29 protein-coding genes and 1 riboswitch are annotated in these 26,478 nt (G+C 72.1%); of the genes, 9 read left to right on the top strand and 20 right to left on the bottom strand.

What is annotated here, in order from left to right; translation table 11 throughout:
- The first annotated feature begins 17 nt into the window (after nucleotides 1-17).
- The gene (locus M1R94_RS07800; RefSeq protein ID WP_249381105.1) at nucleotides 18-1,823 is read left to right on the top strand and encodes a hypothetical protein; all 1,806 of its coding nucleotides are present in this window, start codon (nucleotides 18-20) and stop codon (nucleotides 1,821-1,823) included.
- Nucleotides 1,824-1,854: 31 nt separating this feature from the next.
- Here M1R94_RS07800 and M1R94_RS07795 read toward each other — a convergent pair whose 3' ends face one another.
- Nucleotides 1,855-2,028, bottom strand: coding sequence for a hypothetical protein (locus tag M1R94_RS07795; protein ID WP_249381104.1), 174 nt, complete (start codon nucleotides 2,026-2,028; stop codon nucleotides 1,855-1,857).
- 13 nt (nucleotides 2,029-2,041) lie between these two features.
- A riboswitch (cyclic di-GMP riboswitch) is annotated at nucleotides 2,042-2,117 on the bottom strand.
- 158 nt (nucleotides 2,118-2,275) lie between these two features.
- Here M1R94_RS07795 and M1R94_RS07790 point away from each other — a divergent pair.
- The gene (locus tag M1R94_RS07790) at nucleotides 2,276-2,914 is read left to right on the top strand and encodes a M15 family metallopeptidase (protein WP_249381103.1); all 639 of its coding nucleotides are present in this window, start codon (nucleotides 2,276-2,278) and stop codon (nucleotides 2,912-2,914) included.
- 3 nt (nucleotides 2,915-2,917) lie between these two features.
- On the opposite strand, the gene M1R94_RS07785 is transcribed toward M1R94_RS07790, so the two are convergent.
- Nucleotides 2,918-3,760: an ABC transporter permease gene (locus M1R94_RS07785; protein ID WP_308199887.1), complete on the bottom strand. Its 843-nt coding sequence runs from the start codon at nucleotides 3,758-3,760 to the stop codon at nucleotides 2,918-2,920.
- A complete protein-coding gene (locus M1R94_RS07780; RefSeq protein WP_249381102.1) occupies nucleotides 3,757-4,797 on the bottom strand; it encodes an ATP-binding cassette domain-containing protein in 1,041 nt (346 codons plus the stop codon). Before M1R94_RS07780 ends, M1R94_RS07785 begins: the two co-directional genes overlap by 4 nt.
- 93 nt (nucleotides 4,798-4,890) lie before the next feature.
- Here M1R94_RS07780 and M1R94_RS07775 point away from each other — a divergent pair, with 93 nt between their 5' ends.
- Nucleotides 4,891-5,901, top strand: a complete 1,011-nt coding sequence (locus M1R94_RS07775; protein WP_249381101.1) for a helix-turn-helix transcriptional regulator — start codon at nucleotides 4,891-4,893, stop codon at nucleotides 5,899-5,901.
- Nucleotides 5,902-5,912: 11 nt separating this feature from the next.
- On the opposite strand, the gene M1R94_RS07770 is transcribed toward M1R94_RS07775, so the two are convergent.
- The 15 genes from M1R94_RS07770 to M1R94_RS07700 all read right to left on the bottom strand — a co-directional run bounded on the left by M1R94_RS07770 (nucleotide 5,913) and on the right by M1R94_RS07700 (nucleotide 22,155).
- The gene (locus tag M1R94_RS07770) at nucleotides 5,913-6,947 is read right to left on the bottom strand and encodes a hypothetical protein (protein ID WP_249381100.1); all 1,035 of its coding nucleotides are present in this window, start codon (nucleotides 6,945-6,947) and stop codon (nucleotides 5,913-5,915) included.
- Nucleotides 6,934-7,599, bottom strand: a complete 666-nt coding sequence (locus M1R94_RS07765) for a SigE family RNA polymerase sigma factor (RefSeq protein WP_283253072.1) — start codon at nucleotides 7,597-7,599, stop codon at nucleotides 6,934-6,936. The genes M1R94_RS07770 and M1R94_RS07765 overlap by 14 nt, the downstream gene beginning before the upstream one ends.
- A 105-nt stretch (nucleotides 7,600-7,704) precedes the next feature.
- The gene (locus tag M1R94_RS07760; RefSeq protein ID WP_249381099.1) at nucleotides 7,705-8,205 is read right to left on the bottom strand and encodes a hypothetical protein; all 501 of its coding nucleotides are present in this window, start codon (nucleotides 8,203-8,205) and stop codon (nucleotides 7,705-7,707) included.
- Nucleotides 8,202-8,564 carry a response regulator gene (locus tag M1R94_RS07755; protein WP_249381098.1) on the bottom strand — a complete coding sequence of 121 codons (363 nt, stop codon included), beginning with the start codon at nucleotides 8,562-8,564 and terminating at the stop codon, nucleotides 8,202-8,204. Before M1R94_RS07755 ends, M1R94_RS07760 begins: the two co-directional genes overlap by 4 nt.
- Nucleotides 8,565-8,622: 58 nt before the next feature.
- A complete protein-coding gene (locus M1R94_RS07750; protein WP_249381097.1) occupies nucleotides 8,623-9,093 on the bottom strand; it encodes a chemotaxis protein CheX in 471 nt (156 codons plus the stop codon).
- Nucleotides 9,090-9,473 carry a response regulator gene (locus tag M1R94_RS07745; protein WP_249381096.1) on the bottom strand — a complete coding sequence of 128 codons (384 nt, stop codon included), beginning with the start codon at nucleotides 9,471-9,473 and terminating at the stop codon, nucleotides 9,090-9,092. Before M1R94_RS07745 ends, M1R94_RS07750 begins: the two co-directional genes overlap by 4 nt.
- Nucleotides 9,470-10,303 carry a CheR family methyltransferase gene (locus tag M1R94_RS07740; protein ID WP_249381095.1) on the bottom strand — a complete coding sequence of 278 codons (834 nt, stop codon included), beginning with the start codon at nucleotides 10,301-10,303 and terminating at the stop codon, nucleotides 9,470-9,472. Before M1R94_RS07740 ends, M1R94_RS07745 begins: the two co-directional genes overlap by 4 nt.
- On the bottom strand, nucleotides 10,300-11,415 hold the full coding sequence (locus tag M1R94_RS07735) for a protein-glutamate methylesterase/protein-glutamine glutaminase (RefSeq protein ID WP_249381094.1): 1,116 nt from the start codon (nucleotides 11,413-11,415) through the stop codon (nucleotides 10,300-10,302). The genes M1R94_RS07740 and M1R94_RS07735 overlap by 4 nt, the downstream gene beginning before the upstream one ends.
- Before the next feature lie 126 nt (nucleotides 11,416-11,541).
- Nucleotides 11,542-13,185 carry a methyl-accepting chemotaxis protein gene (locus tag M1R94_RS07730; RefSeq protein ID WP_249381093.1) on the bottom strand — a complete coding sequence of 548 codons (1,644 nt, stop codon included), beginning with the start codon at nucleotides 13,183-13,185 and terminating at the stop codon, nucleotides 11,542-11,544.
- Nucleotides 13,186-13,325: 140 nt separating this feature from the next.
- Nucleotides 13,326-14,966: a methyl-accepting chemotaxis protein gene (locus M1R94_RS07725; protein WP_249381092.1), complete on the bottom strand. Its 1,641-nt coding sequence runs from the start codon at nucleotides 14,964-14,966 to the stop codon at nucleotides 13,326-13,328.
- Nucleotides 14,967-15,058: 92 nt separating this feature from the next.
- Nucleotides 15,059-15,442 (bottom strand): hypothetical protein, encoded by a 384-nt coding sequence (locus M1R94_RS07720; RefSeq protein WP_249381091.1) that lies wholly within the window; start codon nucleotides 15,440-15,442, stop codon nucleotides 15,059-15,061.
- A 135-nt stretch (nucleotides 15,443-15,577) separates the two neighbouring features.
- On the bottom strand, nucleotides 15,578-17,224 hold the full coding sequence (locus M1R94_RS07715) for a methyl-accepting chemotaxis protein (RefSeq protein WP_249381090.1): 1,647 nt from the start codon (nucleotides 17,222-17,224) through the stop codon (nucleotides 15,578-15,580).
- Between the two features lie 141 nt (nucleotides 17,225-17,365).
- On the bottom strand, nucleotides 17,366-19,195 hold the full coding sequence (locus M1R94_RS07710) for a methyl-accepting chemotaxis protein (protein WP_249381089.1): 1,830 nt from the start codon (nucleotides 19,193-19,195) through the stop codon (nucleotides 17,366-17,368).
- A gap of 40 nt (nucleotides 19,196-19,235) precedes the next feature.
- The gene (locus tag M1R94_RS07705) at nucleotides 19,236-19,655 is read right to left on the bottom strand and encodes a chemotaxis protein CheW (protein WP_249381088.1); all 420 of its coding nucleotides are present in this window, start codon (nucleotides 19,653-19,655) and stop codon (nucleotides 19,236-19,238) included.
- A 1-nt stretch (nucleotide 19,656) separates the two neighbouring features.
- The gene (locus M1R94_RS07700) at nucleotides 19,657-22,155 is read right to left on the bottom strand and encodes a chemotaxis protein CheW (RefSeq protein ID WP_249381254.1); all 2,499 of its coding nucleotides are present in this window, start codon (nucleotides 22,153-22,155) and stop codon (nucleotides 19,657-19,659) included.
- 160 nt (nucleotides 22,156-22,315) lie between these two features.
- Here M1R94_RS07700 and M1R94_RS07695 point away from each other — a divergent pair, with 160 nt between their 5' ends.
- The 3 genes from M1R94_RS07695 to M1R94_RS07685 all read left to right on the top strand — a co-directional run bounded on the left by M1R94_RS07695 (nucleotide 22,316) and on the right by M1R94_RS07685 (nucleotide 24,432).
- Complete coding sequence (locus M1R94_RS07695; protein ID WP_249381087.1) at nucleotides 22,316-22,693, top strand: hypothetical protein; 378 nt, start codon at nucleotides 22,316-22,318, stop codon at nucleotides 22,691-22,693.
- A 213-nt stretch (nucleotides 22,694-22,906) separates the two neighbouring features.
- Complete coding sequence (locus M1R94_RS07690; RefSeq protein WP_249381086.1) at nucleotides 22,907-23,155, top strand: helix-turn-helix domain-containing protein; 249 nt, start codon at nucleotides 22,907-22,909, stop codon at nucleotides 23,153-23,155.
- The gene (locus tag M1R94_RS07685) at nucleotides 23,152-24,432 is read left to right on the top strand and encodes a HipA domain-containing protein (RefSeq protein WP_249381085.1); all 1,281 of its coding nucleotides are present in this window, start codon (nucleotides 23,152-23,154) and stop codon (nucleotides 24,430-24,432) included. The genes M1R94_RS07690 and M1R94_RS07685 overlap by 4 nt, the downstream gene beginning before the upstream one ends.
- Nucleotides 24,433-24,543: 111 nt before the next feature.
- Here the strand turns inward: M1R94_RS07685 and M1R94_RS07680 are convergent, their stop codons facing one another.
- On the bottom strand, nucleotides 24,544-25,188 hold the full coding sequence (locus M1R94_RS07680; RefSeq protein WP_249381084.1) for a histidine phosphatase family protein: 645 nt from the start codon (nucleotides 25,186-25,188) through the stop codon (nucleotides 24,544-24,546).
- Nucleotides 25,189-25,340: 152 nt separating this feature from the next.
- On the opposite strand from M1R94_RS07680, the gene M1R94_RS07675 reads away from it, so the two are divergent.
- Genes M1R94_RS07675 through M1R94_RS07665 form a run of 3 tightly spaced genes read left to right on the top strand, consistent with a single transcriptional unit; the run spans nucleotide 25,341 to nucleotide 26,149 of the window.
- The gene (locus tag M1R94_RS07675; protein ID WP_308199886.1) at nucleotides 25,341-25,574 is read left to right on the top strand and encodes a ribbon-helix-helix domain-containing protein; all 234 of its coding nucleotides are present in this window, start codon (nucleotides 25,341-25,343) and stop codon (nucleotides 25,572-25,574) included.
- Between the two features lie 3 nt (nucleotides 25,575-25,577).
- On the top strand, nucleotides 25,578-25,892 hold the full coding sequence (locus M1R94_RS07670; protein ID WP_249381083.1) for a type II toxin-antitoxin system PemK/MazF family toxin: 315 nt from the start codon (nucleotides 25,578-25,580) through the stop codon (nucleotides 25,890-25,892).
- 56 nt (nucleotides 25,893-25,948) lie between these two features.
- Nucleotides 25,949-26,149 (top strand): hypothetical protein, encoded by a 201-nt coding sequence (locus M1R94_RS07665; RefSeq protein ID WP_249381082.1) that lies wholly within the window; start codon nucleotides 25,949-25,951, stop codon nucleotides 26,147-26,149.
- A 9-nt stretch (nucleotides 26,150-26,158) separates the two neighbouring features.
- Here M1R94_RS07665 and csrA read toward each other — a convergent pair whose 3' ends face one another.
- Nucleotides 26,159-26,398, bottom strand: coding sequence for a carbon storage regulator CsrA (csrA, locus tag M1R94_RS07660; protein WP_249381081.1), 240 nt, complete (start codon nucleotides 26,396-26,398; stop codon nucleotides 26,159-26,161).
- Nucleotides 26,399-26,478: the final 80 nt, after the last annotated feature.

Raw genomic sequence — 26,478 nt, 5'->3', positions numbered from 1 at the left:
ACGACCCGAGAGGCCCCATGCGACCGACGACGTTCCGGGCGGCAGCCCTGTGCCTCGCGCTGGGCAGTGGTCTGCTGCTCGGCTGCACGCCCGACAGCGACCCGGACGGCGGGCGGGCGACACCGTCCCCCACGCCCACTCCCGAGCCGACCGTCCACGTCGCCGAGGTGCGCCTGCCCGATGACCCCGCCGTGGTGCTCCCCGGGGACGGCCCGGTCGAGCTCGCCGCGGCCACCAGCGCCGCCCTCTACCTGAGCGCACCGCTCGCGGTGGTCGCACCCGCGGACGACGTCGACGCCCAGCGGCGGGCCGCGTCGGTCGCGGTTGCCGTGGGCGCACCGATGCTCCTGTGGGACGCACCCGACCCGAACGGTGACTCCTCAGCCCCGCACCCGACGGAGGTCGAGCTCGAGCGGCTCGAGGTCCTGACGGTCCTGAGCGTCGGGGACGTCCCGGTCGGCGGGCTGGGCGACGTGGACGTCGTCGAGGTCCCCGCGCAGGACGACCAGCTCGCGGACCTGCTCGGCTGGGAGGCCGACACCGGACCGGGGACGACCGACCGACCTGAGGACGACGACGCAGCGGACGCAGGCGAGCCCGCCCCCGCCGACGACGTGCTCACCGAGGTCGTGGCCCTCGAACGCGGGCGCCCCGTGCTGCTCGGCGGGTCGACCGCAGGGCGCCCCACGGCCGAGCCCTCACCGCCCCCGTCGCCTACCGGCGCCTCCGACGACACCGCGGCCGCGACCGCGACAGACCCCGAGAACACCGTGCCGCTCACCGAGCTCGCCGAGCCGGTCGAGGGCGGCGTGGTCCTCACCACGGGTGAGGAGACGCAGCTCGCCGCCGTCGCGACGGCCCGCTCGGTCGGCCTGCCCGTGCTGACGGCGCCCTCGGGCGACCCCCGCCGGGACAGCGCGACGATCCAGGACCTCGCCGGGATCTCCGCCGACACCGTGATCGGCCTGTCCAGCGCCTTCGGCCACAGCCAGTCCCTCGCCTGGAAGGCCGCGACGGCCGCGACCGGTGTCGAGCTCCCGGGCGGCGGTCAGGTGCTCTTCCCCGGACGTCGGATGGTCGCTCTCTACGGGACGCCCACCTTCCCGGCCCTGGGCCTGCTGGGCGAGCAGGACGTCGACGCGAGCATCGCGCGCGCGCAGGCCCTCGCCGCGGAGTACCAGGCGCTGACCGACGACGTCGTCGTGCCCGCCTTCGAGATGATCGCGACGGTGGCCTCCGCCGACGCCGGGGCGGACGGGACGTACTCGAACAAGCTCCCGGTCGAGACGTTCGTGCCGTGGGTCGAGGCCGCGCAGGAGGCCGGGGTCTACGTGGTGATCGACCTCCAGCCGGGGCGCACCGACTTCCTGACCCAGGCGCGCCTGTACGAGCAGCTGCTGCTGTACCCGAACGTCGGGCTCGCCCTCGACCCGGAGTGGCGGCTCGCCCCCGACCAGGTGCACCTGCGCCAGATCGGTTCGGTGGGTGCCGCCGAGATCAACACCGTCGTGGACTACCTCGCCGAGCTGACGAAGGAGAACCAGCTGCCTCAGAAGCTGCTGATCCTGCACCAGTTCACGCTGCGGATGATCAGCGACCGCGCCTCGGTCGACACCTCACGCGAGGAGCTCGCGGTGCTCATCCACGCCGACGGTCAGGGCAGCCAGCCGGCCAAGGCCGACACCTGGAACGCGTTGCGTCGCGACGCCCCGCCCCGCGTGTGGTGGGGATGGAAGAACTTCCTCGACGAGGACACCCCGATGCTGACCCCCGAGCAGACCTTCCAGGTGCAACCGGTCCCCGACTTCGTCAGCTACCAGTGACCTGAGGTCCTCGGCACCGCCGGTGGGGAGGTCAGCTCGCGGCGCGGGTCGGGACCTGGTGCGGCAGGAAGGCCATCGAGGCACGCTCGGCAGCCAGGGCGGCCCAGCGGGCCAGGACCTGCGGCGGGACGGGGGCCGACGGTGCGCTCGCACCGAAGATGTCGGTGCTGGAGTACGTCGACTTCGCGACTGCGTGGTCACCCATGAGGAGTCCTTCGTTCGGTGGCCCGGCTGACCCTGAGGGTCCCGTGGCTTTGCGTCCCCGCCTTACGGACGGGTTTGCCCTTTTCGCTGACAGCACGACACTAGGCGCGCCCCGGGCCGACGCGGCCGGATCCGGGGCCGTCACCACCCGTTCGGCTCAGCGAATTCACCCGCCTGCACCTCACACCCCACCGTGCCCGGCCGATAGGCCAGGTACGCGTGAGATCCCGAGCCGGAAGGTGGTGCGTGTGGAGGCGATCGCCGGCATCAGCCAGAGGATCCTGCAGATCCAGTCGACCATCGCCTCGTTGGCGCCCCAGCCTGCGGTGGTGGCACCCGTCAGCGCGCTTGCCGCGTCCACGTCGTCGACCTTCGGCGCAGCCCTGACCGACGCGATCGCCGCCCAGGGGTCGATCGGCGGCATGTCCACCGCGACCCTGACGGCCCCGTCGGCCCCCGGGTCCGGCGCCGGTCAGGTCAACGCCAAGGGCGTGCCCCTCGAGCTGGTCCAGTACGGCAACGGCACCGTCCCGGGGCATGCGCTGAGCCCCATCGACGGGGTCAGCGGGCACTCGCTGTGGGCTCCCGCGGCCCGGTCCTTCGAGGCCATGAGGGCTGCGGCGGCCCGCGACGGGGTCAGCATCGGTGTCACCGACTCCTACCGGCCCTTCGACGTCCAGGTCGACCTGGTCAAGCGCAAGGGCCTGTACTCCCAGGGTGGGCTCGCCGCCGCACCCGGCACGAGCAACCACGGCTGGGGCATCGCCCTTGACCTCAAGCTCGACAGCACCGCGCAGGCGTGGATGCGGTCCAACGCCAAGGACTACGGCTTCGTCGAGGACGTCCCCCGCGAACCCTGGCACTGGACCTACCGCCCCACGAGCTGATCCTCAGTCGGTGCTGCGGGAGATCGCCCGCACCCCGGCCGCCAGCCCCACCGCTGCGGTCAGCAGGGCTGCGACCCAGCCCCACGCGACCGTCGAGGACCACACCTCACCGGCGAAGAGCGCCCGCTCGGCGTCCACGACGTAGGCGACCGGGTTGGCCCGTGCCGCGACCTGCATCCAGCCGGGTCCGTTCTCGAGCGGGAGCAGCATCCCGGACAGGATCATCGCGGGGAAGAGCACGGTCTGCTGGACGGCCCAGAACATCCACTCCTGCGAGCGCACCGCGAGCGCCAGGGTGTAGCTCAACGAGCCGAGGCCCACCCCGAGCACCCCCAGGAGCAGCAGGCCGAGCACGGCGCCCGTCCCGTGCAGGGCGAACCCGAACGGCAGCATCACCAGGACGATGACGACCGCCTGCGCGACGATCGGCACCATCTCCTTGAGCGAGCGGCCGACCAGCTGGGAGGAGCGCGGCAAGGGTGTGACCAGCAGCCGCTCGTGGGCGCCGGTCTGCATCTCGAGCTGCAGGTTCGCCCCCGTGGTCGAGGACCCGAACAGGGTGAGCATCACCAGGATCGCGGGGACGAACCACTGCCAGACGTCGGGCCCCAGCACACCGGTGTCACCCAGGGAGCCCGCGAGCAGCGGGCCGAAGAGCCCCAGGAAGACCAGGGGCTGCACGAGGCCGAAGACGAGGTTGAAGGGTTCGCGGGCCACGGGGCGCAGCTCACGCACCATCACGGTCCAGGTGTCGGCGAACCAGCTCCTGCGGTCCGGGGCGTCGGGCGTGGTCGGCTCGGGCATGACGCCCCTGCGGGTGGCGACGGGGGTGGTCTCGGCGGTCATGCTGCGTCCTTCCCGGCGACGGGTGCGTCGCCCTGGGTGGTGAGTGGGTCGGTGGTGAGGGGGTCGGTGACGGCCTGCTCCCGCAGGCTGCGACCGGTGAGCTCGAGGAAGACGTCGTCGAGGGTCGGCTGGACGGCCTGGACCCTGGCCAGGTCCAGGCCCCCGGCGGTGGCCGCGCGGACCAGCTCCACCACCCCTGCAGGGCCGTCGGTCACCCGCGCCTGGACGGTGTGGCCCTCGACCTGCACCTCGCGTGCCCCGGGCAGCCGGCCCACGACCTCGGCGAGCCGGGAGGCGTCGGCCGCGGCCTGCGGTCCGGGCGGGACCTCGGCGTGCACGCGGTCCCCGGCCAGGTCGCGCTTGAGGGCGTCGGCGGTGTCGTCGGCGATGATCCGGCCGTGGTCGACGACCACGACGCGCTCGGCCATCTGGTCGGCCTCGTCGAGGTAGTGGGTGGTCAGCACCAGGGTCATCCCGTGCTCGCGCCGCAGCCGCAGGATGTGCTCCCAGAGGTTCGCGCGGCTGTGCGGGTCCAGTCCGGTCGAGGGCTCGTCGAGGAAGAGGAGCCGTGGTGCGTGCACCAGACCCAGCGCGACGTCGAGCCGCCGACGTTGTCCCCCGGACAGGTCGCTGACCTTGCGCCGGGCCAGGTCGGTCAGGTGCAGGGAGTCGGCGAGCTCGTGGGCGCGGTCACGGGCCGTGCGGCGGGGCAGACCGTAGACCACGCCCTGGGTGACGAGCTCGTCGAGCACCCGCTGGGTGTGACCCGCCCCGTTGCCCTGCCCGACGTAGCCGATGCTGCGGCGCACCTGCGCGGGGTGCGTGGTGACGTCGTGGCCGGCGACGGTCGCCGATCCCGCCGTCGGCCGGATCAGGGTGGTGAGCATGCGCAGGGTCGTGGTCTTGCCGGCGCCGTTGGGGCCCAGCACGGCGACCAGCTCCCCGGGGGCGATGTCGAGGTCGAGGTCGCGGACGGCGTGCACCGTCTCGGTGCGACTCACCTCGAAGGTCTTGGTCAGCTGTCGGGTGCGGATCATGGGTGCTCCAGTTCGGGTGGTCGCTGCGGACCCTCCGAGCCTGTCGGTGGTAGAGGTCAGATCCTGTCCGCCACCTGGGGCATCCTGGGAGGCATGCACCCCGAGAGCACCGACCCGTCGAGCAGGTTGCTGACGCTGCTGTCCCTGCTCCAGGCGCGCCGGGACTGGCCCGGGGCGGTGCTCGCGGACCGTCTGGGGGTCACCCCCCGCACGGTGCGCCGGGACGTGGACCGCCTGCGCGAGCTCGGCTACCCGGTGCTGGCCACCAAGGGGCCCGACGGCGGCTACCGGCTCGACGCCGGGACGCACCTGCCCCCGCTGCTCTTCGACGACGAGCAGGCCGTGGCCCTGGCGGTGGTGCTCCAGACCGCGTCGACCGGCGTCGACGGGGTCGACGACGCCGCGCTGCGCGCCCTGGCCACGGTGCGCCAGGTGATGCCCACGCGGCTACGACCCCGGATCGACGCCCTCCAGGTCACCTCGGTGAGCACCCGGCGCGACGCCGTGGCGGTCGACAGCGAGCGCCTCGTCGCGGTGGGCGGCGCCGTCCGGGCCCGCGAGGTGCTGCGGTTCGACTACGCGGGGTCCGCAGGACCGGCGGCCGGCCAGGACCCGCCGCCCGACGAGCAGCCCCCGCGTCCCCCACGCCGGGTCGAGCCCCACCACCTGGTGACCTGGCGCGGGCGGTGGTACCTGGTCGCCTGGGACCTGGACCGTGCCGACTGGCGCACCTTCCGGGTCGACCGGATGACTCCCCGCACACCGACCGGCCCCCGGTTCACCCCCCGCACCCTGCCCGACCCCGACGTCGCGACCTACGTCGCCCGGAGCTTCACCCACCACGACCCGCTGCCGTGCACCGGCGAAGCCGTGCTGCACGCCCCCGCCGAGTCGATCGCCCGATGGGCCGGCCGCGAGGCCGTGGTCGAGCCCCTCGCCGAGGACCGGTGCCGGGTGGTCGCCGCTTCCTGGTCGTGGGACGGGCTCGCCGCCTGGTTCGGGCTGTTCGGGTGCGACCTGGACGTCGTCGGGCCGCCCCCGCTGCACGAGGCCGCCCGACGGCTCGCCGCACGCTACGGACGGGCGTCGACCGACCCAGGGTGACGGGCGTCCGCTCAGCAGGTGGACCACTGGGCGCAGCCGGCGTTCTCCAGGGTGGGCTCGACCGGGAGCGGGTCGGTGGAGAAGCGCTGCTCCAGGAGGATCGAGGTCCACCCGTCGCTCGTCTCCTCGAGCTTCAGCGCCGCATCCTCGTCCCACACGATCCTGACGGGCGCGCCGTCCTGCGTGTACTCGACGACCTGACCTGCCCGGCCGGTGGAGTCCTCGCCCGGAGCCATCTGCGCACCCGGCAGACCGGTCGCCACCTCCCAGGCCGCGCGGCGCAGCGCGTCGGGGACCAACCCGCCCGCCGTCATCAGGTCCCGGGCCATGCCGAAGACCTTCTCGTCGTCGGACCCGCTGCGGCGGTCCGGCTCGACGCTGGCCCGCAGCACCTCACCCAGGCCCGCGGCGTCGGTGGGCAGCCGCTCGGGCTCGCGCAGCATGTCGACCCACTCCCCGTCGATGCGGAACCGCCCGACGACGTCTGAGGGACCCTTCCCCGCAGCGGTCGACAGGTCACCGCCCCAGACCAGGAGACCGGGCTGGTCGAGGCTCGACCACGACTCCATGACCTCCGGGGCATCCGTGGTCCCGGGGTCGCGACTCTCGCTCAGGACGTACCAGAACGTGCCGCCCGTGGCGCTGACGGCCTCTTCGCCGGTGCTGACCTCTTCCGCGACGTCGTCGGTCGCCGCCCCCTGCGACGGGTCCTCGGTCTCCTGGGACGCGGGCGCCACGGCCGTCGACTCCCACGGGAGCGCCTGCACCACCGCGACCCCCCCGAGCACCGCAGCAGCCGCCGCGCACGACGCGACCCCGCGCACCAAGGCGCGTCGACGGCGTGCGCGCGGCACCACCCGGTCCAGACGCACCGGGACCGGCGGCGCCACCAGGTCGACCCTCTCCCGCAGACCGCGGGCGAAGTCCTCCTCGGCCTCCGCCTGCGCTGCACGACGCTCCTGCGCCAGGGCGTCCGCCGCTCGACCCTCGGCCGAGGTCTCGTCGAACCAGGTGCTCAACGACCCCAGGTCCTCATCGCGCGCCATCGGTCGCTCCCTTCGTGGTTCCCACCGCGTGGTCGCCGTCGTGGCGCCCGTCCGCTCTCTCGCCGTCCAGCACCGTCCGCAGACGCACCAGGCCCCGCGAGGCCGTCGACTTGACCGTGCCCACCGACACGCCGAGGTCGTCGGCCACCTCGGCGTCGGTCATCCCGACGAAGTGCCGCAGGACGACGATCCGCCGCTGGCGCGTGCTCAGGGTCGCGAGTGCGCGGACCAGCTCGTCACGCTCGGCATGCCGGTCGGCACCCGACGCGTGACCGCCCTCGGGCATCTCCGCCGGCGCCGTCAGCACCTCACGACGGCGCCGCCGCCACAGGTCGATGCGCAGGTTCGCCAGGGTGCGTCGTGCGTAGGCCAACGGGTCGCCCTGACGAGCACGCGGCCACGCCAGGTAGGTGCGCACCAGCGCCTGCTGCACGAGCTCGTCCGCCAGGTGCGCGTCGCCGCAGAGCAGCCATGCCGTCCGCGCGAGCTGCGGCGCCGAGCCGGCCATGAAGGCCGCGAACTCCGACTCGCGATCAGCCTCGCCGCGTCGGTCGAGGTCGACGGTGACGGTCTCCGCCTCGACGCCGACCGGCAGGACGCCGTCGGCCGGGGCGGTGCCGCCGGGCGGTGACCCGTGCTCGGTGATCGACATGCTCATGATGTGTACACGCACGAGAGCACCCGCCGGTTGAGTCCCGGCAGGTGCTCTCGTACCGGCGACGGGTGCGAGCAGCCCGCAGACCCGTCCCCGGACCGGTCAGAGGACCAGGACCGACGCCCGCCCCGAGCCGTAGCCGGAGATCTCGAGCTCGAGGTCGAGGCGCTGGACGTAGGCCAGCACCCACTTCGCGACGTCCGGGGGCAGAGCCTCACGGGGCGCATAGGCCTCGTAGAGACGCAGGTGCGGCGCCCCGTCGGCGTTGAACAGCGACGCGGCCACGTTGAGGACCTCGGCGGTGTTGTCGTACAGCGCGGGGGTGAGCAGACCGTCCTCGACCGCGGCACGGGAACCCGTGGCGGGGATGAGCGCGATCGCGGCGCCGACGTGCGCGGCGAGCGGCATGTCCAGGACCACCAGTGCCTTGAGCTTGAGCAGGTTGTCCACGTACACACCCACCACCGCTCCCGGGTGCTGGGCCGGGTCGACCGCACCGGTGCCGACGGTCCCGCCGACGTCCCGGCCGAGCAGCCCCTCGATCAGCTCACGCACCTCGAGGGCCGCGGGCAGCGGCGTCGGCCGCGTCACCTGGGCGCTCATGCGAGGAAGGGGTCGATGGTGTCGCTGAAGACCTCGGCCGTGAAGGGCTTCGCGATGAGGAACAGGGCACCCGCGGCGTCGGCGGCCTCACGCATCTCGTTCGAACCCTCCGAGGTGACGAAGCCGAACGGGATCTCGATGCCCTCGGCGCGCATCCGGCGCAGCAGGTCGATGCCCGTCATCTCGGGCATGTTCCAGTCCGAGAGCACCAGGTCGGGCTGCTCGGAGCGCACCAGGTCCAGGGCGACCGCGCCGTCGGCGGCCTCGGTGATCTCCCACCAGTCGTAGCCCGCCTGACGCAGGGTGCGGATGACGATCTGCCGCATCACGCGGCTGTCGTCGGCGACCAGGACTCTCATCAGTACCACCTTGCCCGTGCTGTGCCTTCACTGACCGTGCTGAGCGACTGGCCCTGGCTCACAGGAGCCTCCAGAGGCCGATCACGACGAGGGACCCGCGCCAGTCCAGGGGCAGCTCGTAGATGAGCGCCTCGGGGTCGGTGTGCGGCCTCTCGTGGGTGACCTGGGGCAGGGTGAGCACCCCGGGGTCGGGGACGAGCGCCTTGACGTTGCCGCCGACGATGTTCGCGACCTCACCCAGGGCGTCGGCGAAGTCCTCGTCGCTGACCGGCTCGGTCGGCCCCATCTGCAGCAGCGCGCGGGCCAGGTCGTCGGCGGTCGAGCGCTCGGTGCTCAGCAGCACCCGGCCGTTCGTCGCGCCGTGGACGTCGACCCAGGCGTGCATCGCGTCGACGATGGGCGGCGGGTCGCCGTCCCAGTGCCGCAGGAACCCCGGTTCGCCGTCGATCATCGAGGAGAAGACCTCCTCGGCGATCACGTATACGGGGTCGGTGCCCGCGAAGGCCGTCGTGTCCACCTGCATGCTCATACGAGCTCCTCAATCTCGACCAGCCCGAGGAGCTGGAGCTTCTCCTTCACCGCGTCGGGGGTGAAGGGCTTGATCATGTACTCGTGGGCGCCGGCCGCCAGGGCCCGCACGATCTGCCCGTGCTCGCTCTCGGTGGTGACCATCATCAGCGTCACGCCCCGCCAGTCCTTGCGCTCGCGGACGGCCACCACGAACTCGAGCCCGTTCATCACCGGCATGTTCCAGTCGATGCACGCGAGGTCCACCTCGATGCCCTGCTCGAGCACGTCCAGGGCCTGTCGGCCGTCGGCCGCCTCGACCGTCTCGAAGCCCAGCGCGGTCAGGACACCCACGATGATCCGGCGCATCGTCCGGGAGTCGTCGATCACAAGTGCTCTCATGCTGCCCTCCGGGGAGCGAGGCGGTAGACGGAGCTGCGGCCGACGGAGACCCTCTCCCAGCCGTCATCAACACCGATGGTGGTCTCGGCAGCGCCCAGCAGCAGGAAGCCGCCGGGACGCATGGCCTGCTGGACCCGGCGCAGGACGTCACGCTTGGTCGCCAGGTCGAAGTAGATCAGGACGTTGCGCAGGAAGACGACGTCGAACGGACCGCCGACCGGGGGTGCGTCCAGCAGGTTGTGCCGCTGGAAGGTCACCGCCGAGCGCAACGGCTGGGCGATCTCCCAGTCGGCGCCGGCACGGGTGAAGTGCTTGACGAGCATGGGGGCGGGCAGCCCCCGGTTGATCTCGAGCTGGCTGTAGCGGCCCGAGCGGCCGCGCTCGAGCATCTGGTCCGAGAGGTCCGTGGCGGTGATCTTCATCCGGCTCGGGGCGAGGACGTCAGCCAGGGCCATCGCGATCGAGTACGGCTCCTGACCGCTCGAGCACGCCGCTGACCAGATGCGCAGCTGCGGGGCGAACATGCCGCTCGTGGTCGCCGTGAGCATCTCGGGCACGACGTGGTCGACCAGCGCGCGGAAGGGCAGGGCGTCACGGAACCACGACGTCTCGTTGGTCGTCAGCGCCTCGACGACCGCCTCGAGGGTCGTGGGGTGGGGCGCGGCGCGGATGCCACGCACGTAGCTGTCCACGTCGAGCAGCCCGGCAGTCCGGGCCAGCGGCAGCAGCCGGCTCTCGACGAGGTACTCCTTGCCCGGCTCGAGCTGGATCGCGCTGCGTCGTCGGACCAGGTCCGCGACGAAGGCGAAGGTGTCAGGTGCCAGTGTCATCGCAGACCTCCGTTCTCGTGCTGGTGCAGGACGGTCCGTGTCACCGTCGCGGCGATCTCGTCCAGCGGGAGGATCGAGTGGGCCAGGCCGGCCATGGCCACGGCCCCGGGCATCCCCCACACCACGCTGGTGGGTTCGTCCTGGACGATGACCGTGCCGCCGGCGGTGACCAGGTCCTCGCACGCCGACCTGCCGTCGGAGCCCATGCCCGTCAGAACCACCCCGAGCAGCTCACCGCCGTAGACGGCGACCGCTGAGCGGAACATGACATCGACCGAGGGCCGGCAGAAGTTCACCGGTGGGCCCTGGGTCACGACCGTGCGACCGCCCACCGCGCTGCGCGCGACCTCGAGGTGGAAGTCCCCCGGGGCGATGTACACCGTGCCGGGCTTGAGCGACTCACCGCCCACCGCCTCGACGACCGTGCTCGGCCCCGACCGGTCCAGCCGGGCGGCGAGCTGACGGGTGAAGACCGGCGGCATGTGCTGCACCACGACCACGGGCACCGGCAGCGGCGCGCTCAGCCCGGTGAGCACCCGCGACAGCGCCTCGGGCCCACCGGTCGAGGACCCGATCACCACGGCGCGGATCGGCTTGGACCGGCTCTCGGGCCGGGGGCGCAGCTGCACGGTCGGCCGCGCGGGACGGCGGTCCGTGCTCGCGCCGGACGGGACGGCGGTGGTGACCGCCGTGGGGACGTCGACCCGGCGGACGAACGCCTTGATCCGTGGCAGCAGCTGATCGGCCACCTGGGCCAACGACTGCTGCACGCTGCCGACGTTCGCGGGCTTGGTGACGTAGTCCGTCGCTCCTGCGGCGAGCGCGTCGAGGGTGGCCGACGCACCCCGCTCGGTGAGCGTGGAGAACATGATGATGGGCGTCCGGTTGCCCGACCTGCGCAGCGCACGGACCGCCTCGATGCCGTTCATCACGGGCATCTCGATGTCCATGGTGATGACGTCCGGGGCGTGCTGCTCGACCTTGGCCAGCGCGATCTGGCCGTTCGCGGCGACCCCGACGACCTCGATCGCCGGGTCGGAGGACAACGCGTCGGTCACGAGGCGGCGCACGACGACCGAGTCGTCGACCACCAGCACCCTGATGCGTGACACATCGCCTCCACGTGATTCGCGCGGTGTCGCGCAGATGTCAGATCGACCGTCGGCCGGGGGATGTGAGCCATTGCCGTGGCGCCGCCGACCCCGACGGCACCACCCTCGACGCCAGACCCTCGGGGCTCAGCAGGTGAACGCGGCGACCTTGACCCGGAGGTCCGCAGCCATCCGCGCCAGCTCGTCCGTGGAGCCACCCATCTGTGCCAGGACGTCGTGCGAGGAGGCCACCGCTGCGGCGATGCCGGTGAGGTTCACGGCGATCTCGTTCGAGCCCGTCGCGGCCTCGGTGACACCCCTGGACATCTCGTTGGTGGTGGCCGTCTGCTCCTCCACGGCACTGGCGATGGTCAGCTGGTAGTCGTTGATCGAGGCGATGATCTGGCCGATCTCCCCGATCGCACCCACCGCTGCAGCGGTCTGACCCTGGTTGGTCGCGATCCGTGCGCCGATGTCCTCCGCGGCCCGGGCCGACTCCTGGGCGAGCTCCTTGACCTCACCGGCCACGACGGCGAACCCCTTGCCGGCCTCACCGGCACGGGCGGCCTCGATCGTCGCGTTCAGCGCGAGGAGGTTCGTCTGCTCGGCGATGCTGGTGATCAGCTTGACGACGTTCCCGATCTCCTGGGAGCTGTCGCCCAGGGCGCTGACGGTCCCCGCTGCGGTGTCCGAGATCTGCACCGCGCGCGCCGCGACCCGGGCGGCGTCGTTGGCGTTCTGCGCGATCTCCCGGATCGAGGCACCCATCTGCTCCGCGCCCGCAGCCACGGTCTGGACGTCGCGCGAGACCTGCTCGGCGGCGGCAGCGGCCACACCGGCCTGTGCGGAGGACTCCTGCGCGCTGCCCGCGACCTGCGTGTTCGCGGCGGAGAGCTCCTCGGCGGCGGCCGCCACCATCGACGAGGAGTCGACGACGCCCAGGACCAGGGCCCGCAGCGCGTCCTGGGCGAGGACCAGGGCCTGGGCCATCTGCCCGATCTCGTCCTGGGAGCGGACGACCGGCCGGACGGTCAGGTCACCCGTGGCCATCGCGTCGACCGAGCGCTTGACGTCGACCACGGACCGGCGGATGACGCCTGCGAGGGCCACGCCCAGCGCCGCGGCGACCAGCACACCCGTCACGCTCAGGACGATGACGACCCCGATCGCCTGGTGGGCGTCGTCGTCGGTCTCCTGCGCGAGGGCGGCCGAGAGGGTCACAACCTCCGCCTCGAGCTCGGTGAGGTTCCCGATCATCGCGGCGCCGAGGTCGGCGGCCCCGCCGGCACGGATCGCGGCGAACGTCTCGCGGTCGTCGGACATCGCGGCGTCCATCAGCTCCCCGTCGACCATCTGGCGGTAGCTCGCGAGCGAGGAGACGAAGTCCTGCCAGCGCTCCGGCTGGCGACCGTTGGCCTCCTCGAAGGCAGTCACGAACGCGGCGGAGGCGGTGTCGAGCTGGTCGTACGCGGCCTGCAGGCGGGCGAGCTGGTCGTCCTTGCCGTCCCCCTCGTACGCGGCGACCAGGGGGATGTACATGCGGACGTTCCACATGCCGTCCTTCAGGGCGGTGAGCGAGGTGCCCACCGACGCCTGGGTCGTGGCGATCAGCTCGGCGTCGTCCTTGAGGGTGGTCATCGACGTGATGGCCAGGAGGCTCAGCCCGGCGCTGAACACCGTGAACACAGCAACCAGGGAGAGGATCTTCGTCCGGACGGACGCGCGGCCCAGCACTGCCGGGGTGCGACGGCGAGGGGGCTGTGCGGTGATCACGGTGGCGGTGCTGGGCATGGGGGCTCCAGGTGTCTGATCGTTCGGATGTGCCCCCACCAGGAAGGATCGACTCAGGCCCCCCACCCATGACGGGTCCGACTTGTGACGTGCCTGACGTCACAATTCGCCTGGTCGCCGGTTCTACTCGTGCCCGGCTGCTAGTACGTGAAGGCGTCGACCCGGTCACGCAGGTCGGCCGACATCTGCGCCAGGTCCGCGATCGACACCTGCATGCGGTCGAGCATCTCGGTCGCGGCCGCCGAGGCGGTGGCGACGCCCGTGATGTTGACGGCGATCTCCCCCGATCCGGTGGCCGCCTCGGTCACGCTGCGACTCATCTCGTTGGTCGTCGCGGTCTGCTCCTCGACGGCCGAGGCGATGGTCAGCTGGTAGTCGTTGATCGCCGTGATGACCTCGGAGATCTCGCCGATCGCGGTCACCGCGGAGGCGGTCTGCGTCTGGTTGGCCGCGATGCGCACAGCGATGTCCTCGGCTGCCCGGGCCGACTCGCGGGCGAGCTCCTTGACCTCGCCCGCCACCACCGCGAACCCCTTGCCCGCCTCACCCGCACGAGCCGCCTCGATCGTGGCGTTGAGCGCGAGCAGGTTGGTCTGCTCCGCGATGCTCGTGATCACCTTGACGACTGCGCCGATCTCCTCGGCGCTCGCACCGAGCGCGGCCACGGTCGCCGCGGTCGCCTGCGAGGTGGACACCCCCCGGGCGGCCACCTGGGCGGCGTCGTTGGCGTTCTGGGCGATCTCGCGGATCGAGGCGCCCATCTGCTCGGCCCCGGCCGCGACCGCCTGCACGTTGCGCGAGACCTGCTCGGCCGCTGCGGCGACGACCCCGCTCTGGACGCTGGTCTCCTGGGCGCCGGCGCTGACCTGGGACCCGCTGGCCGACATCTCGGCACTCGCGGCGGCGAGCACCACGGCGCTCTCGGCGACACCCGCGAGGGTGCTGCGCAGGGCGGTCTGGGCGGCGTGCAGCGACCGGGCCATCTGACCGATCTCGTCGGCGCTGTCGACCTCAGCGGTGACCGTCAGATCACCCGCCGCCATCGCCTCGAGGGAGTCGCGGACCCGCCCGACCGACCGCCGGACGCCGTTCGCGGTGCTCAGGCCGAGCACCCCGATCAGCAGGATCGTCACGACCAGGCCCGTCACGAGGATCGTCATGGACATCGCCGCGCGCGCCGCGGCCGCATCGGCCGTCGCGGTCATCCGAGCGGTGATGTCCTCGCCGACACGGTCCAGCTGCGCCAGGTACTCGGTGCGCAGCGGCTCGGCGGACCGGGTCAGCGCCTGCTCGTACGCGGCCTGGTCGTTCTTCCGGGCAGCCGGCAGGAGCTCGGCGTCGCGGACGGCGAGCCACTGCTCCCAGCCGGCGACGAACTCGGGCCAGCCCGCCAGGTCGGCTCCTCCGGCATCCTGGACCGCCGCGATGCTCTCGGTCATCGCACCGTCGTTGACACCCAGCTCGACGATCCACGGCGCCATGACGAAGTCCGAGTTCGCCGCGGCGATCTGGGCGGTGATCATCCCCGCGTCGGCCTGGTGCTCGCGGATCCGCGCCACCGGCTCCGCGATCTCCGCCTGCATCCGGGCGAGCGACTCCGTCCCCCCGGCGAGGGTCCGCATGCCCTCGACCGACCGAACACCCAGCACGATGCCGACGAGCACGAAGATCACCACCAGCAGCAGGATCCGGGTCCGGACGGCGCGGTCCCCGTACCAGGCGCGCAACCCCCGGCGTCGCGTCGACGGTACGGCGGTGTCTGTGCGTGGCGTCCGTGCCATGGCTCCTCCATCGGTGCGAGACCCCTCGGGGTCGTCCGTCCTATCGGATCCGAAGGCCCGGGTGTGAGGACTTCCGCCTGACGAACGACCCCTCAGTGGGCTCCGCGGTGGAGGGTCGCGAGACGTGGCTGCTCAGGGGCACCGCCACTCGCACCCCGAGCAGGGAAGACGAACCGTGCAGCAAGGACGGTGAGCAGTGCCCAGGTGATCGTGATCCGGCTGAAGGCCACGAACGGCGGCACCCCGGCGACGCTCAGCGCCATGAGGATCGTGCAGGCGACCAGCCCGGCGGCGCTGGCCCTGCGGTGACTCGCGACGGCCCACGCCGCGCACAGGATCGCGCCCTCGACGACGCCGATCACCACGATGATCCCCATCACCCCGCTGTTGCGATCTGCTCCCAGGTAGTGGCCGAGGAGCAGGACGCCGAGGGTGGCGACGCCGACGACGGCGACCGTGGCTGCCAGACGCTTCATCGGCGCTCCTCAGGGGACGAGGGTCGGTCCTCCGTCGCGCGCACAGTACACCGCACCACCGCGGCGCAGCGGGGGTTCCGGGACGCACGAACGCCCCCGCTCGGCGAGAGCGGGGGCGTTCGTGGTAGGCGGGGGTCAGTAGGTGAAGGCGCCGACCCGGGTACGCAGGTCGGCCGAGAGCTGGGCCAGCTCGGTGATCGAGGACCCCATCTGGGACAGCACCTCACTGGAGGAGGACGCCGCCGTGGCCACCCCGGTGATGTTCACCGCGATCTCCCCCGACCCGGTCGCCGCCTCACCCACACCCCGCGACATCTCGTTGGTCGTGGCCGTCTGCTCCTCCACCGCACTGGCGATCGTCAGCTGGTAGTCGTTGATGCTCGCGATGATCTCGCTGATCTGACCGATCGCCGCCACCGCCCCGGTCGTATCAGCCTGGATCGCCTCCACCCGACGCGCGATGTCCTCGGTCGCCCGCGCGGTCTCCTGCGCCAGCTCCTTGACCTCACCAGCCACCACCGCGAACCCCTTGCCCGCCTCACCCGCACGAGCCGCCTCGATCGTGGCATTCAGAGCCAGCAGATTCGTCTGCTCAGCGATGCTCGTGATCACCTTGACCACGTTCCCGATCTCCTGCGACGACACCCCCAGCTTCGAGACCGTCTCATTGGTCGACGCGGCCACCCCCGTGGCCTGCGCCGCCACCCGAGCCGCCTCATTGGCATTCTGAGCGATCTCCCGGATCGACGCACCCATCTGCTCCGCCCCCGCAGCCACCGCCTGCACATTGCGCGACACCTGCTCCGCAGCAGCCGCCACCACCCCCGCCTGCACACTGGTCTCCTCAGAACCCGCCGAGACCTGCGACCCCGCAGCCGACAGCTCCTCCGAAGCAGCAGCGATCGTCACCGACGCCTCACCCACACCCCGCAACGTCGAACGCAGAGCCGTCTGCGCGGTCACCAGCGCGGCAGCCATCTGCCCGATCTCATCGGTGCTGTGCACCTGCGGGACGACGGTCAGGTCACCGGTCGCCATGGCCTCGAGAGACTCCTTGACCTTGGTCAGCGACGAGCGGATCGAGGCGGCCAGGGCGAACCCGAGCGCCAGGACCAGGACCAGGGAGCCGATCAGCAGCCCGATCACCAGGGTGGTGGCGGAGCGGACCTCCGAGTGCGCCGTGTCCACGACGCCCTCGGAGTAGACGATGATCTCCTCGGCGATGGCGTCCAGGGCGTCGACGTACTCACCCTTGGCGGGCTCCGCGGCCGTGGTCAGTGCCCGCTCGTACGCCGCGGCGTCACCCTCCAGGGCTGCGGGCACGAGCTGCGTGTCGCGGATGTCCTTCCAGACGCCCCAGTTCGTCAAGAACGTGGCCCATGAGTCCGAGCCGCTCTCGACACCCGCAGCAGCCGCCTCGAAGGCCGCGATGTCGCCCTCGATCTCGGCGTCGTTGCTCACCTGCTCGTCGATCCAGGCCTGCTTCTGCCCCGGGGTGTCGGCCGCGGCGACCTGAGCGATGATCATGCGCGCCTTGAGCTGGTTCTGGTGGATCATCTGCAACGGCCGGGCGAGCTCGACGTTCGCGAAGGCGATCGAGTCGACGTCCTCCTCGGTGTCTCCCAGCGCCACGACCGCGGTGATGCCGGTGACCGCGGCTGAGGCCGCGAGGATCCCGATGACACCCAGCAGCTTGGTGCGGATCGAGAGGTTGGCGAACCAGGAGGCCTTCCCTCCGGACGCGCTGCCCGCGGAGGTCGGGACGGTGGTGGTGCTGGACATGGGTGCTCCTCAGGGGCGATCACAACAGGGGGTGGATCTGCCCCACCTATCGACCGTCCGGTGGTTGCGGTGAGGACCAACGGCCCAGCAGTCCTGGGCCGAAAGGGTGAAGTGCACACCCGGACGGCCCGGTCGTGGCGGTCAGTACCGGAAGGCGTCCACACGGGCGCGCAGCTCCGCCGAGAGCCGCGCGAGGTCGTGGGCCGAGTCGTCCACCCGGCTGAGCATCTGCGTGGCCGACGCCGAGGAGTCCGCGACCCCGACGATGCTGCGCGCGATCTCCCCCGAGCCGGTCGCCGCCTCGGTGACGCTGCGACTCATCTCGTTGGTCGTCGCGGTCTGCTCCTCGACGGCCGAGGCGATGGTCAGCTGGTAGTCGTTGATCGTCGTGATCACCGCGGAGATCTCGCCGATCGCGGTCACCGCGGAGGCGGTCTGCGCCTGGTTGGCGGCGATCCGCTCGGCGATGTCCTCGGCGGCAGCGGCCGACTCGCGGGCGAGCTGCTTGACCTCGCCCGCGACCACCGCGAAGCCCTTGCCGGCCTCCCCGGCCCGGGCAGCCTCGATCGTGGCGTTCAGGGCCAGCAGGTTGGTCTGCCCCGCGATGGTCGTGATGACCTTGACCACGTTGCCGATGGCCTCGGCGCCGGCGCCCAGCTCGGCGACGGTCGCGGCCGTGGACTGCGAGGTCTGCACCGCCCGACCCGCGACCTGCGCGGCGTCGTTGGCGTTCTGGGCGATCTCACGGATCGAGGCGCCCATCTCCTCGGTGCCCGCCGCGACCGCCTGGACGTTGCGGGACACCTCCTCGGCGGCCGCCGCCACGACCCCGCTCTGCGCGCTGGTCTCCTGCGAGGCCACCAGGATGCTCTGCGCGACGGCGAGCATCTCGTCACTCGCCGTGGCGACGGCCGCGGACGCCTCGCCCACCCCCCGCAGGGTGCTGCTCAGCGACTCCTGGGCTGAGGTCAGGGCGCTGGCCATCCGACCGACCTCGTCGGCGCTGCCCACCTGCGCGCGCACCGTCAGGTCTCCCTCGGCCATCGCCCGGAGTGCCCGCTCGACCTTGGCGAGCGAACCACGCACCATCCCGGCGGTGGCGAAGCCGATCACCACGGCCAGCGCCAGGCCGGCCAGCGAGACGAGTGCGATCACGAGCGGTGCCTGGCGGGCCTGGGACGACACGTCGTCGGCCACGCCGGTGGCGAACTCGCCCACGGCCGCCTGGGTCTCGTCGAGCGCCGTGGTCATCTTCTCGACCATGGGCACACCGCGCATGTTGCGGATCTGGGCGTACTGCTCGAGCTTGCCACCCTGGATCGCCGGGATCAGGCTCGAGTCGCGCAGGTCGGACCACTCCTGCCACGAGGCGGTGAAGGTCGCCCACGAGGCCGGCAACGACCCGGTCTGCCCGACCCCCGCCTCGAACGCGTCGATCGCGGCCTGGATCTCGACGTCGTTGGCCTCGACCCGCTCGATCCACTGACCCTGGAGGCCCGCCGTGGTGGCGGTGCTGATCTCGGAGACGTACAGCTCGGAGCGGGTACGCCGTTCGCGGATCTCGGCCAACGGCCCGTCGACACCGGCGCGCAGCGAGACGAGGTCCTGGGCGCTCCCGCCGACGGTCTGCAGGGTGAGCACCGAGGCACCCGCCACCGCCGAGAGGATCACGGTGAAGACGGCGACCAGGCCGAGGATCTTGGTCCGGATCGAGCGGTCGGCGAACCACGACGCGCGGCCACCTGGGGTGCCGGCGCGGTCTGCGCCGGACCTGTCGCCGCCCGCACGCTCCTGCGTGCGCCGCACGACGTCGGCCGCGCTGCCGACCGCTCGTCCCACGCCACGACCGACCAGCCCGCCGATCAGGCGGGCCCGCGCCGAGGCGCCGGACAGCCCGCCGGGGCTGCCCGGGGCGTCCTGGGGTGCGGGGACGGGCTCGGGTGACGGCCGGTGCGGCGTCTGGGTGGTCACGGTGCTCCTCGGCTGTGAGGTCCGGCGGCTCGGGGGTGGGTCAGGCCGCGGTGGCTCGTTCGACGTCGAGGGCCAGCAGGAGCCCCGCGTCGAGCTTGTAGGCGCCCACGATGACGTCGCGCAGGGCGGCGTCCAGGGTGTCGGGCGGGGTCTCGAACTGCGAGTCCTCGACGTCGATGACGTCGCCGATCTCGTCGACCAGGAGGCTGATCGGCTCGCCGTCGACCAGCACGACGACCATCATCGGGTCGGCGTCCTCGGCCAGTGGCGGCAGCCCCAGACGGACCCGCAGGTCCACCGTGACCACCACCTGGCCGCGCAGGTTGACCAGTCCCGCGACCCCGGCCGGGGCCAGCGGGACGGGGGTGCGCACCTGCGAGCGCAGGGCCTCCTGGACCCGCAGGACGTCGACGCCGTAGCGCGCGCCGTCGAGCACGAAGGTCGCCAGCTGTCGGCTCATCTCAGACTCCCACCAGTTCGCTGATCCCGTTGAGCGCCGCGCGCTCGACACTGCCGTCGAGGTCCGCGGCGTCGGCCGCCGTGGCGAAGAACAGCGGGTCGGCCGAGGCGACGACGGCCTCGACGTCGAGGAGCTCGGTGACCCGGTCCTTGAGGACGGTCGAGCCGGTCAGGCCCGGGTCGCCCAGGTCGCTGTGGTGCGCGGACTCGTCGTCGACGATGTCGATGATCTCGTCGACGACGATGGCCACGCTGCGCACACCGCGGGTGTACACGACCACCGTGAGGTGCTCGCTGTCGCGCTCCTGGCCGCCGAGCATCCGCGAGAGCCGCACCACCGGGGTGATGCTGCCGCGGTACTGCACGACCTCCCGGCCGCCGACGTGCTCGACGCTCGATGCGGCCAGCGTCTCCAGCCGGGTGACCGCGGCCAGCGGGATCGCCACACGGCGGCCACCACCGATGCCCGCGACGAGCACCTGGAGGACCTCGCGGACCACCACGTCCCGGTCGCTCACGCTCGAACGGTCCGCCTCGCCGAGCTCGCCGGCCATCGAACGGCGCGCGATCGCCTGCACGTCGAGGATCAACGACACGCGTCCGTCACCCAGCAGCGTCGCCCCGGCGTACAGGCCGATCGCCTTGAGCCGGGCGGAGAGCGGCTTGACGACGATCTCCTCGGTGTTCAGCACGCGGTCGACCACCAGGCCGAAGCGCTGGGTGTCGGCCTGGAGGACGGCGATGACCGTCCGCCCGCCCTCGGGCCGTGCAGCGACACCGAAGACCTCGCGCAGGTCGACCAGCGGGAGCAGCTCGCCGCGCAACCGGTAGACCGGCGCCGAACGGATGTACTCGATCGCGCCGGCGTTGGTCTGCGCGTCGAGGGCGACGAGCTCCAGCAGGCTCACCTGCGGGATCGCGTAGAGCTCCTTGTCGCACTCGATGGTCAGCGCGGGCATGATCGCCAGGGTCAGGGGGATCCGCAGACGCCACGTGGTGCCCTTGCCCAGCACCGACTCGACGTCGACCGTGCCGCCGATCGCCTCGATCTTGGTGCGCACGACATCCATGCCGACCCCGCGCCCGGAGACGTTGGTGACGGCCTCCGCGGTCGAGAACCCCGGCAGGAAGAGCAGCTGGAGCAGCTCGGCCGAGGACATCGCGGTGACCTGCTGAACGGTCCGCAGCCCCCGTTCGACGGCCTTCGCGGCGACCCGTTCGGTGTCGATGCCACGACCGTCGTCCATGATCTCCACGACGACCTGCCCGCCGGCGTGCGAGGCCCGCAGGGTGACCTTGCCCTGCGCGGGCTTGCCGGCCGCGGCGCGGTCCTCGCCCGGCTCGATGCCGTGGTCGATCGCGTTGCGGATGAGGTGGGTCAGCGGGTCCTTGATGGCCTCGAGCAGGCTGCGGTCCAGCTCGGTGTCGCCACCGAGCATCTCGAGCCTGACCTGACGGTCGCAGGCGGCCGCGAGGTCGCGGACCATGCGCGGCACCTTCGACCAGACGTGCTCGATGGGCTGCATGCGCGTCTTCATGACGCCTTCCTGCAGCTCCGAGGCGATGAGGCTGAGCCGCTGGGAGGCTCGCACGAGGTCGATGTTGACCGCGCCGTCAGCCAGGCGGGTGATCGCGTTGCGCGCCAGGACGAGCTCGCCGACCTGTCGCATGAGGGCGTCCAGGAGGTCGACGTCGACCCGGATCGAACCGTCGGCGGCCGAGCGGGTGATCGCGACCTCGGCTGCGGGCGCCGCCTCGGCGGGGGCCTCGACCGGCTGGGGCTCGCCCGAGGTGCGGGGGCTGGGCAGGCCCGCTCCGGAGGGCGCGGCGGGTGGCTGAGAGGCGGTGGCCGGGAGGGCAGCGGGCTCAGCCGCGGGTGGCTGGGGCGCAGCGCCGTCGGTGCTCGCTGGCATGGTGACACCCTTCGTCGGGACGGCCTTGGCGGCCGCGGTCCTGGCCGCCACCGCCTTGGCGTTGATGGTCTTCTTGCGTGCCGGCGCGGGGGCGGCGGGCGGCACAGGTGCGGCGGCGACGACGACGGCAGGCTCAGCGGGGGCAGGCTCAGCGGGGGCGGGCTCAGCAGGCGCGGCCACGGCGGGCTCCACGACGTCGTCGGTCACGGTTCGTCCCTCGAGGACGGCGAGCACCTCGGCGACCACGGGGGCGACGTCGACGTCTCCCTCGGTGCCACCGGCCTCGATCGCCCCGAGGATCGCGCGGACCGTGTCGACCATCCGCAGCAGCACGTTGGTGGTGGGCTGGTCCATGGTCCGGCGCCCGTCACGCAGCTCGACCAGAAGGTTCTCCCCGGCGTGGGTGACCTTCTCGAGCTTGTTGTACGCGAGGAAGCCGCTCGTGCCCTTGATCGTGTGGATCGTCCGGAAGACGCTGCTCAGCAGGTCCCGCGCGCCTGGCGTCACCTCGAGGGCGACCAGGTCGGAGTCCAGCTGGTCGAGGTTCTCGTGGCTCTCGACCAGGAACTCGTGGACGATCTCGTCCATGTCCTCCACAGCGCCCTCCATGGCACACGGGTGACGGTTGGTCCGTCACGTGTTGCCCCACTGATCGGTCCTGCGCCCCGCGATGTGAGGAATGCGCGTGGGTGACTGATCACGCCCCGCTAGCCTCGTCCCAGGACCACACCGACGTGGAGGGGGACCGATGGACGACCGTCGGGAACGGGCGAGCATGGCGGCGTCGATGGATCCGGGCGCTGGCATCAACGGCTCCATCGGCGTCGCGGCACCGATCGGTGCCGTCAGCCGCAAGGACCGGGAGCGCGCGCGCAGGACGTCCCTGCTCCGGGAAGGGACGGCCGACCTCCTGCTGCTCACCGCGCTCCCGGGCAGCGTGAGCCTGCAGCGTCGAGGCGCCGACGGGACCTGGGAGACCCTTGACCGGCGACCGGCATCGCGTCGCGGTCGCACCCGCATCGAGCTACCCGAGCAAGGGACCTCACCGCCGCAGGTGCTCCGCGTGGTGTTCTCCCCCAAGAACCCGAACATCACGTCGTGGATCTCCGGGGACATCGGCGACTGACGGCCACGAGCCTGCGTTCGCCGCGTTCGGGTCGACGCGACGGATCTCGAGGACGTCCAGCGGCTCGCGGCGGCGCTCCCCCACGTGACTGTCAGCGAACGGCGCAACCGCCAGGCGTGCCCGAAGGGGGCTAGGGCATGTCAGGGTACAGCGACATGACAGCAATGTCAGAATACATTGACATAGCTGACCTGTCGCCGTACGGTGACATCCGTGACGACTAGCTCAGTTCTGCTCAACGCGCGGTCGCTGTCAAAGCTCGGCACGGCCGCCAGGACGCTGCGTCGACGCCGAGGGTGGTCCCAGGCCGAGCTCGCGCAGGTGGCGCGGGTGTCCCGGCAGTGGGTCGTGGCACTCGAGAAGGGGCAGACCGAGGGCCTGGAGGTCGGCCGTCTCATGCGCGTCCTGGATGCTCTCGACGCGAGCCTGATGATCCGGGACGACACGGAGCCAGACCGGTGAGACGCGAGCTCGCGGTGCTGCTCGGCGGGCACGCCGTGGCGACAGTCGAACGCACCCGGGCCGGGACCCTCCGCCTGACGTACACCGGTGACGGTGACGGCACCCCGCTGTCGCTGTCACTGCCACCGGGAGAGGTCACACACACCGGGGCGCCGGTCCACTCGTTCCTCGACGCACTCCTGCCCGAGAGCAACGGCGTCCGCGCCGCCATCGGGCGCGCCCACGGCGTGGATCCCGGCGAGCTGCTGGACCTGCTCGGCGCAGTCGGCAGGGACTGCGCCGGGGCGGTGCAGCTGTGCCCACCGGCTGACGTCGCGGCCACGCTGGCCCGTAGCGGGTCGCTCGAGCTGTGCCCGGACGGGGAGATCGAGGTGCGCCTGGACGCGATGGAGCTCGACGAGGACTCGTCGTGGTCCATGCCCGGGGAGCACTGGTCGCTCGGCGGCACCCAGGGCAAGGTCGCGCTGCGCCGGCAGGACGGCGCGTGGTTCGTCGCGCACGGCGCCGAACCCACGACCCACATCCTCAAGCCCGGCATCCGTCGCCTGCGAGCGCAAGCCCTGATCGAGCACGTGAGCATGCGTGCCGCGCACCTGGTGGGCCTGGACGTGGCCGGAACCGAGTACGCCGCGTTCAGGTCGCAGAACGCGATCGTGGTGACCCGGTTCGACCGCTTCACCGACGCCGCGGGCACCGTCCAGCGCCGGCACCAGGAGGACCTGTGCCAGGCGCTCGGCACCGAGGCCAAGTACGAGCAGTACGCGGGCCCGTCGGCCGCCGAGGTCGTCCGACTGCTGCGCGAGGCGTCACCGCGACCAGCCGCCGCCAGGGCCAACGTCTCCCGGTTCCTCGACGGCCTGATCTTCAACTCCGTGATCGGCGCACCGGATGCGCACGCACGCAACTACGCAGTCCTCCTCGACGGGGAGGAGGTGACTCTCGCCCCGCTGTACGACGTCGCGACCGGCCTGGCGTACGACCAGCCCGCGGAGCAGCGGGTCGCGTCCATGAGGATCGGCGGGACGTTCGCCTTCGCGCAGATGGACGCCGCGGCATGGCACCGACTGGCCGACGAGGTCCGGGTGGACCGCGACGAGCTCCTGGCTCGCGCCCGCCAGATCGCACAGCTGGTCCCCAGCGCCGTGAGCACCGCCCTCGACGAGCTGGGTGGTGATCCGGACGCCGAGCAGGTGCGCCGGCGCCTGGAAGGCCCGCTCGCTGAGCACGCCCGAGGCGTCGTCCGAGAGCCGGCCCACCCACGTGCCGCAGGGGCGTAGAGCGACCGAGCGAGGCGACGCCCATGCACCAAGGGCACCTCGCGGTGGCCCATCTGCGGTGAGCACCTCCCGCTGCCTCGAGCACCGTCAGGCCAGGGCGCTCGGCTCGAGTCATCGCGCCAGCGCGGGCGCGGCGCCGACCACGTCGGGGACACCCTGACCGGCGACGTCCACAGCACTGGCGACCACCCGCCGACGGCCGTCGCTGTCCACCTCCACCGTGGACACGCTCGCGTTGGGCAGAGGCCCAGCCGGGTCCGAGCCAATCATCATCAGGTACGCGCGCAGGGTCAGCCCATGACCCACGACCAGGACGTGGCCGCGCTGATGACGCTGCTCGATCCGCGCGAACGCCGACCGTACCCGGGCCCGGAGCTGCGCGCCGGTCTCACCGCCGGGGATGCCCGCGAAGGTCCCCCGGAGCACCTCGTCGAACATCGTGTCCGGGTCGTACCGGGCGGCCAGGTCCGTCTCGGGACGTGCCTCGAGGTCGCCGAAGCCGAACTCCCGCAGGTCGGGGTCGGTGACGAGCGGCGCGCCCGGGTGGTGCGCCATGATCTCGTGCGCCGTCGTCTGGGCACGGCCGGCCGGGCTGACGTACGCGACCGTGACCGGCCGTCTGGCCAGGTGGGCCGCGGTCGTGCGCACACCTGCGAGGCCCCGGGCCGTCAACGGTGAGTCGCACCAGCCCTGGAGGCGCCCCTCGGCGTTGTACACCGTCTGGCCGTGCCGCACGAGAGAGAGGGTGAGGGCCACGCGAACCTCCGGTTGCGGGCCGGCGCGGCGCCGACCGTCACGAGCACGCTAGGAGACGCCGGTGGCCGTGCGGTGTCCGCGGGCTGCACGTCGTGTGACGACTCGCCTCACCGTGCATCCCACATCGGGATGCACGGTGGTACGTTCGCTGCGTGAGCACACAGATCGCCGTCCGCCTCCCGGACGAGATGGTGGCCTTCCTCGACCGCGCCGTCGCCGCCGGTCAAGCACCGAGCCGGGCGGCGCTCGTCGCGTCCGCGGTGGAGCGCGAGATGCGCAGACTCCTCGCCGAGCACGACGCTCAGACGCTCGGTCGCCACGGGTCGACGGACGACCTCGACGGACTCGTGAGGTGGACCGCCACCCACACAGGTGTCGAGGACTGAGACGTGCGGGAGATCTGCCTGGTCCACCTCGACAAGACCCGACCGGCTCTGGTGCTCACCCGTGAGGGGGCTCGAGGTGCGATGACGAAGGTCACCGTCGCCCCCATCACCAGCACCGTCAAGGGTCTGTCGAGCGAGGTCCGGCTCGGGCCGCACAACGGCCTCGACCACACGTGCGCAGTCGCACTCGACAACGTGGTGACCGTCCCCCGCACGATGCTCGGACGCACCGTCGGGTACCTGACCGTCCAGCAGGAGGCCGAGCTCGCCCGAGCCGTCGTCCTGGCGTACGACCTCGATCTGCCGCTGCTCGACTGACCCGACGCTGACGGACGGCCCGGTGCTGACGGTCATGCTGGCCTACGGTGGCGGCCATGAGTCGGTGGCAGCGGATCCGTGTCGTGGTGCTCAACACCGTCATCCTGCTCCTCGGCCTCGCCGGGATCGGGTGGCAGGTCTACCGCCACCTCGCGCTGGGCGCGGCGTACGTGTGGCCCCCGCTGCTCCTCAACGGCGCGATGGTGCTGGCCGCGCTCGGACTCCTCGGCTACGCGCTCCGTACACCGGCAGAATGACGCGGCCGGTCAGGCCTCGGGTGTGGGCGGGCGCAGGGCTCGCAGACCGTCGACGGCGTCGTCGTCGGCCGAGGCCGCCTCGAGGTTGGCCTGCTTGACGGCCTCGAGCACCTCTGCCCGGTTCACGCGCACGTCGCGGGGGGCGTCGATGCCGATGCGCACGCCGTCGCTGCGCACGTCGATCACCGTGATGACGATGTTGTCACCGATGATCAGGCGTTCGCCGACGCGTCGACTCAGGACCAGCATGCTGGTGAGACTATCCGCTCCGGCGGCGCAGCCCCCGATCGACCTGCCGCCGTGGGACGCCACCGGCAGCGATGACCATG

The organism is Actinotalea alkalitolerans, assembly GCF_023369855.1.
GTDB lineage: Bacteria > Actinomycetota > Actinomycetes > Actinomycetales > Cellulomonadaceae > Actinotalea.
The sequence above is the reverse complement of the archived record's forward strand: the minus strand, read 5'-3'. Positions and strand labels throughout refer to the sequence as shown.

Excerpts from the sequence above, each read along its gene's own strand:
- M1R94_RS07770 (WP_249381100.1), bottom strand. The coding sequence starts at position 6,947 with ATGGCGCGCGATGAGGACCTGGGGTCGTTGAGCACCTGGTTCGACGAG.
- M1R94_RS07775 (WP_249381101.1), top strand. The coding sequence starts at position 4,891 with ATGCACCCCGAGAGCACCGACCCGTCGAGCAGGTTGCTGACGCTGCTG.
- M1R94_RS07800 (WP_249381105.1), top strand. The coding sequence starts at position 18 with ATGCGACCGACGACGTTCCGGGCGGCAGCCCTGTGCCTCGCGCTGGGC.
- M1R94_RS07715 (WP_249381090.1), bottom strand. The coding sequence starts at position 17,224 with ATGTCCAGCACCACCACCGTCCCGACCTCCGCGGGCAGCGCGTCCGGA.
- M1R94_RS07765 (WP_283253072.1), bottom strand. The coding sequence starts at position 7,599 with ATGTCGATCACCGAGCACGGGTCACCGCCCGGCGGCACCGCCCCGGCC.
- M1R94_RS07730 (WP_249381093.1), bottom strand. The coding sequence starts at position 13,185 with ATGCCCAGCACCGCCACCGTGATCACCGCACAGCCCCCTCGCCGTCGC.
- M1R94_RS07665 (WP_249381082.1), top strand. The coding sequence starts at position 25,949 with ATGAGTCGGTGGCAGCGGATCCGTGTCGTGGTGCTCAACACCGTCATC.
- M1R94_RS07700 (WP_249381254.1), bottom strand. The coding sequence starts at position 22,155 with ATGGACGAGATCGTCCACGAGTTCCTGGTCGAGAGCCACGAGAACCTC.
- M1R94_RS07760 (WP_249381099.1), bottom strand. The coding sequence starts at position 8,205 with ATGAGCGCCCAGGTGACGCGGCCGACGCCGCTGCCCGCGGCCCTCGAG.
- M1R94_RS07750 (WP_249381097.1), bottom strand. The coding sequence starts at position 9,093 with ATGAGCATGCAGGTGGACACGACGGCCTTCGCGGGCACCGACCCCGTA.
- M1R94_RS07755 (WP_249381098.1), bottom strand. The coding sequence starts at position 8,564 with ATGAGAGTCCTGGTCGCCGACGACAGCCGCGTGATGCGGCAGATCGTC.
- M1R94_RS07780 (WP_249381102.1), bottom strand. The coding sequence starts at position 4,797 with ATGATCCGCACCCGACAGCTGACCAAGACCTTCGAGGTGAGTCGCACC.
- M1R94_RS07725 (WP_249381092.1), bottom strand. The coding sequence starts at position 14,966 with ATGGCACGGACGCCACGCACAGACACCGCCGTACCGTCGACGCGACGC.
- M1R94_RS07720 (WP_249381091.1), bottom strand. The coding sequence starts at position 15,442 with ATGAAGCGTCTGGCAGCCACGGTCGCCGTCGTCGGCGTCGCCACCCTC.
- M1R94_RS07795 (WP_249381104.1), bottom strand. The coding sequence starts at position 2,028 with ATGGGTGACCACGCAGTCGCGAAGTCGACGTACTCCAGCACCGACATC.
- csrA (WP_249381081.1), bottom strand. The coding sequence starts at position 26,398 with ATGCTGGTCCTGAGTCGACGCGTCGGCGAACGCCTGATCATCGGTGAC.
- M1R94_RS07695 (WP_249381087.1), top strand. The coding sequence starts at position 22,316 with ATGGACGACCGTCGGGAACGGGCGAGCATGGCGGCGTCGATGGATCCG.
- M1R94_RS07740 (WP_249381095.1), bottom strand. The coding sequence starts at position 10,303 with ATGACACTGGCACCTGACACCTTCGCCTTCGTCGCGGACCTGGTCCGA.
- M1R94_RS07745 (WP_249381096.1), bottom strand. The coding sequence starts at position 9,473 with ATGAGAGCACTTGTGATCGACGACTCCCGGACGATGCGCCGGATCATC.
- M1R94_RS07785 (WP_308199887.1), bottom strand. The coding sequence starts at position 3,760 with ATGACCGCCGAGACCACCCCCGTCGCCACCCGCAGGGGCGTCATGCCC.
- M1R94_RS07705 (WP_249381088.1), bottom strand. The coding sequence starts at position 19,655 with ATGAGCCGACAGCTGGCGACCTTCGTGCTCGACGGCGCGCGCTACGGC.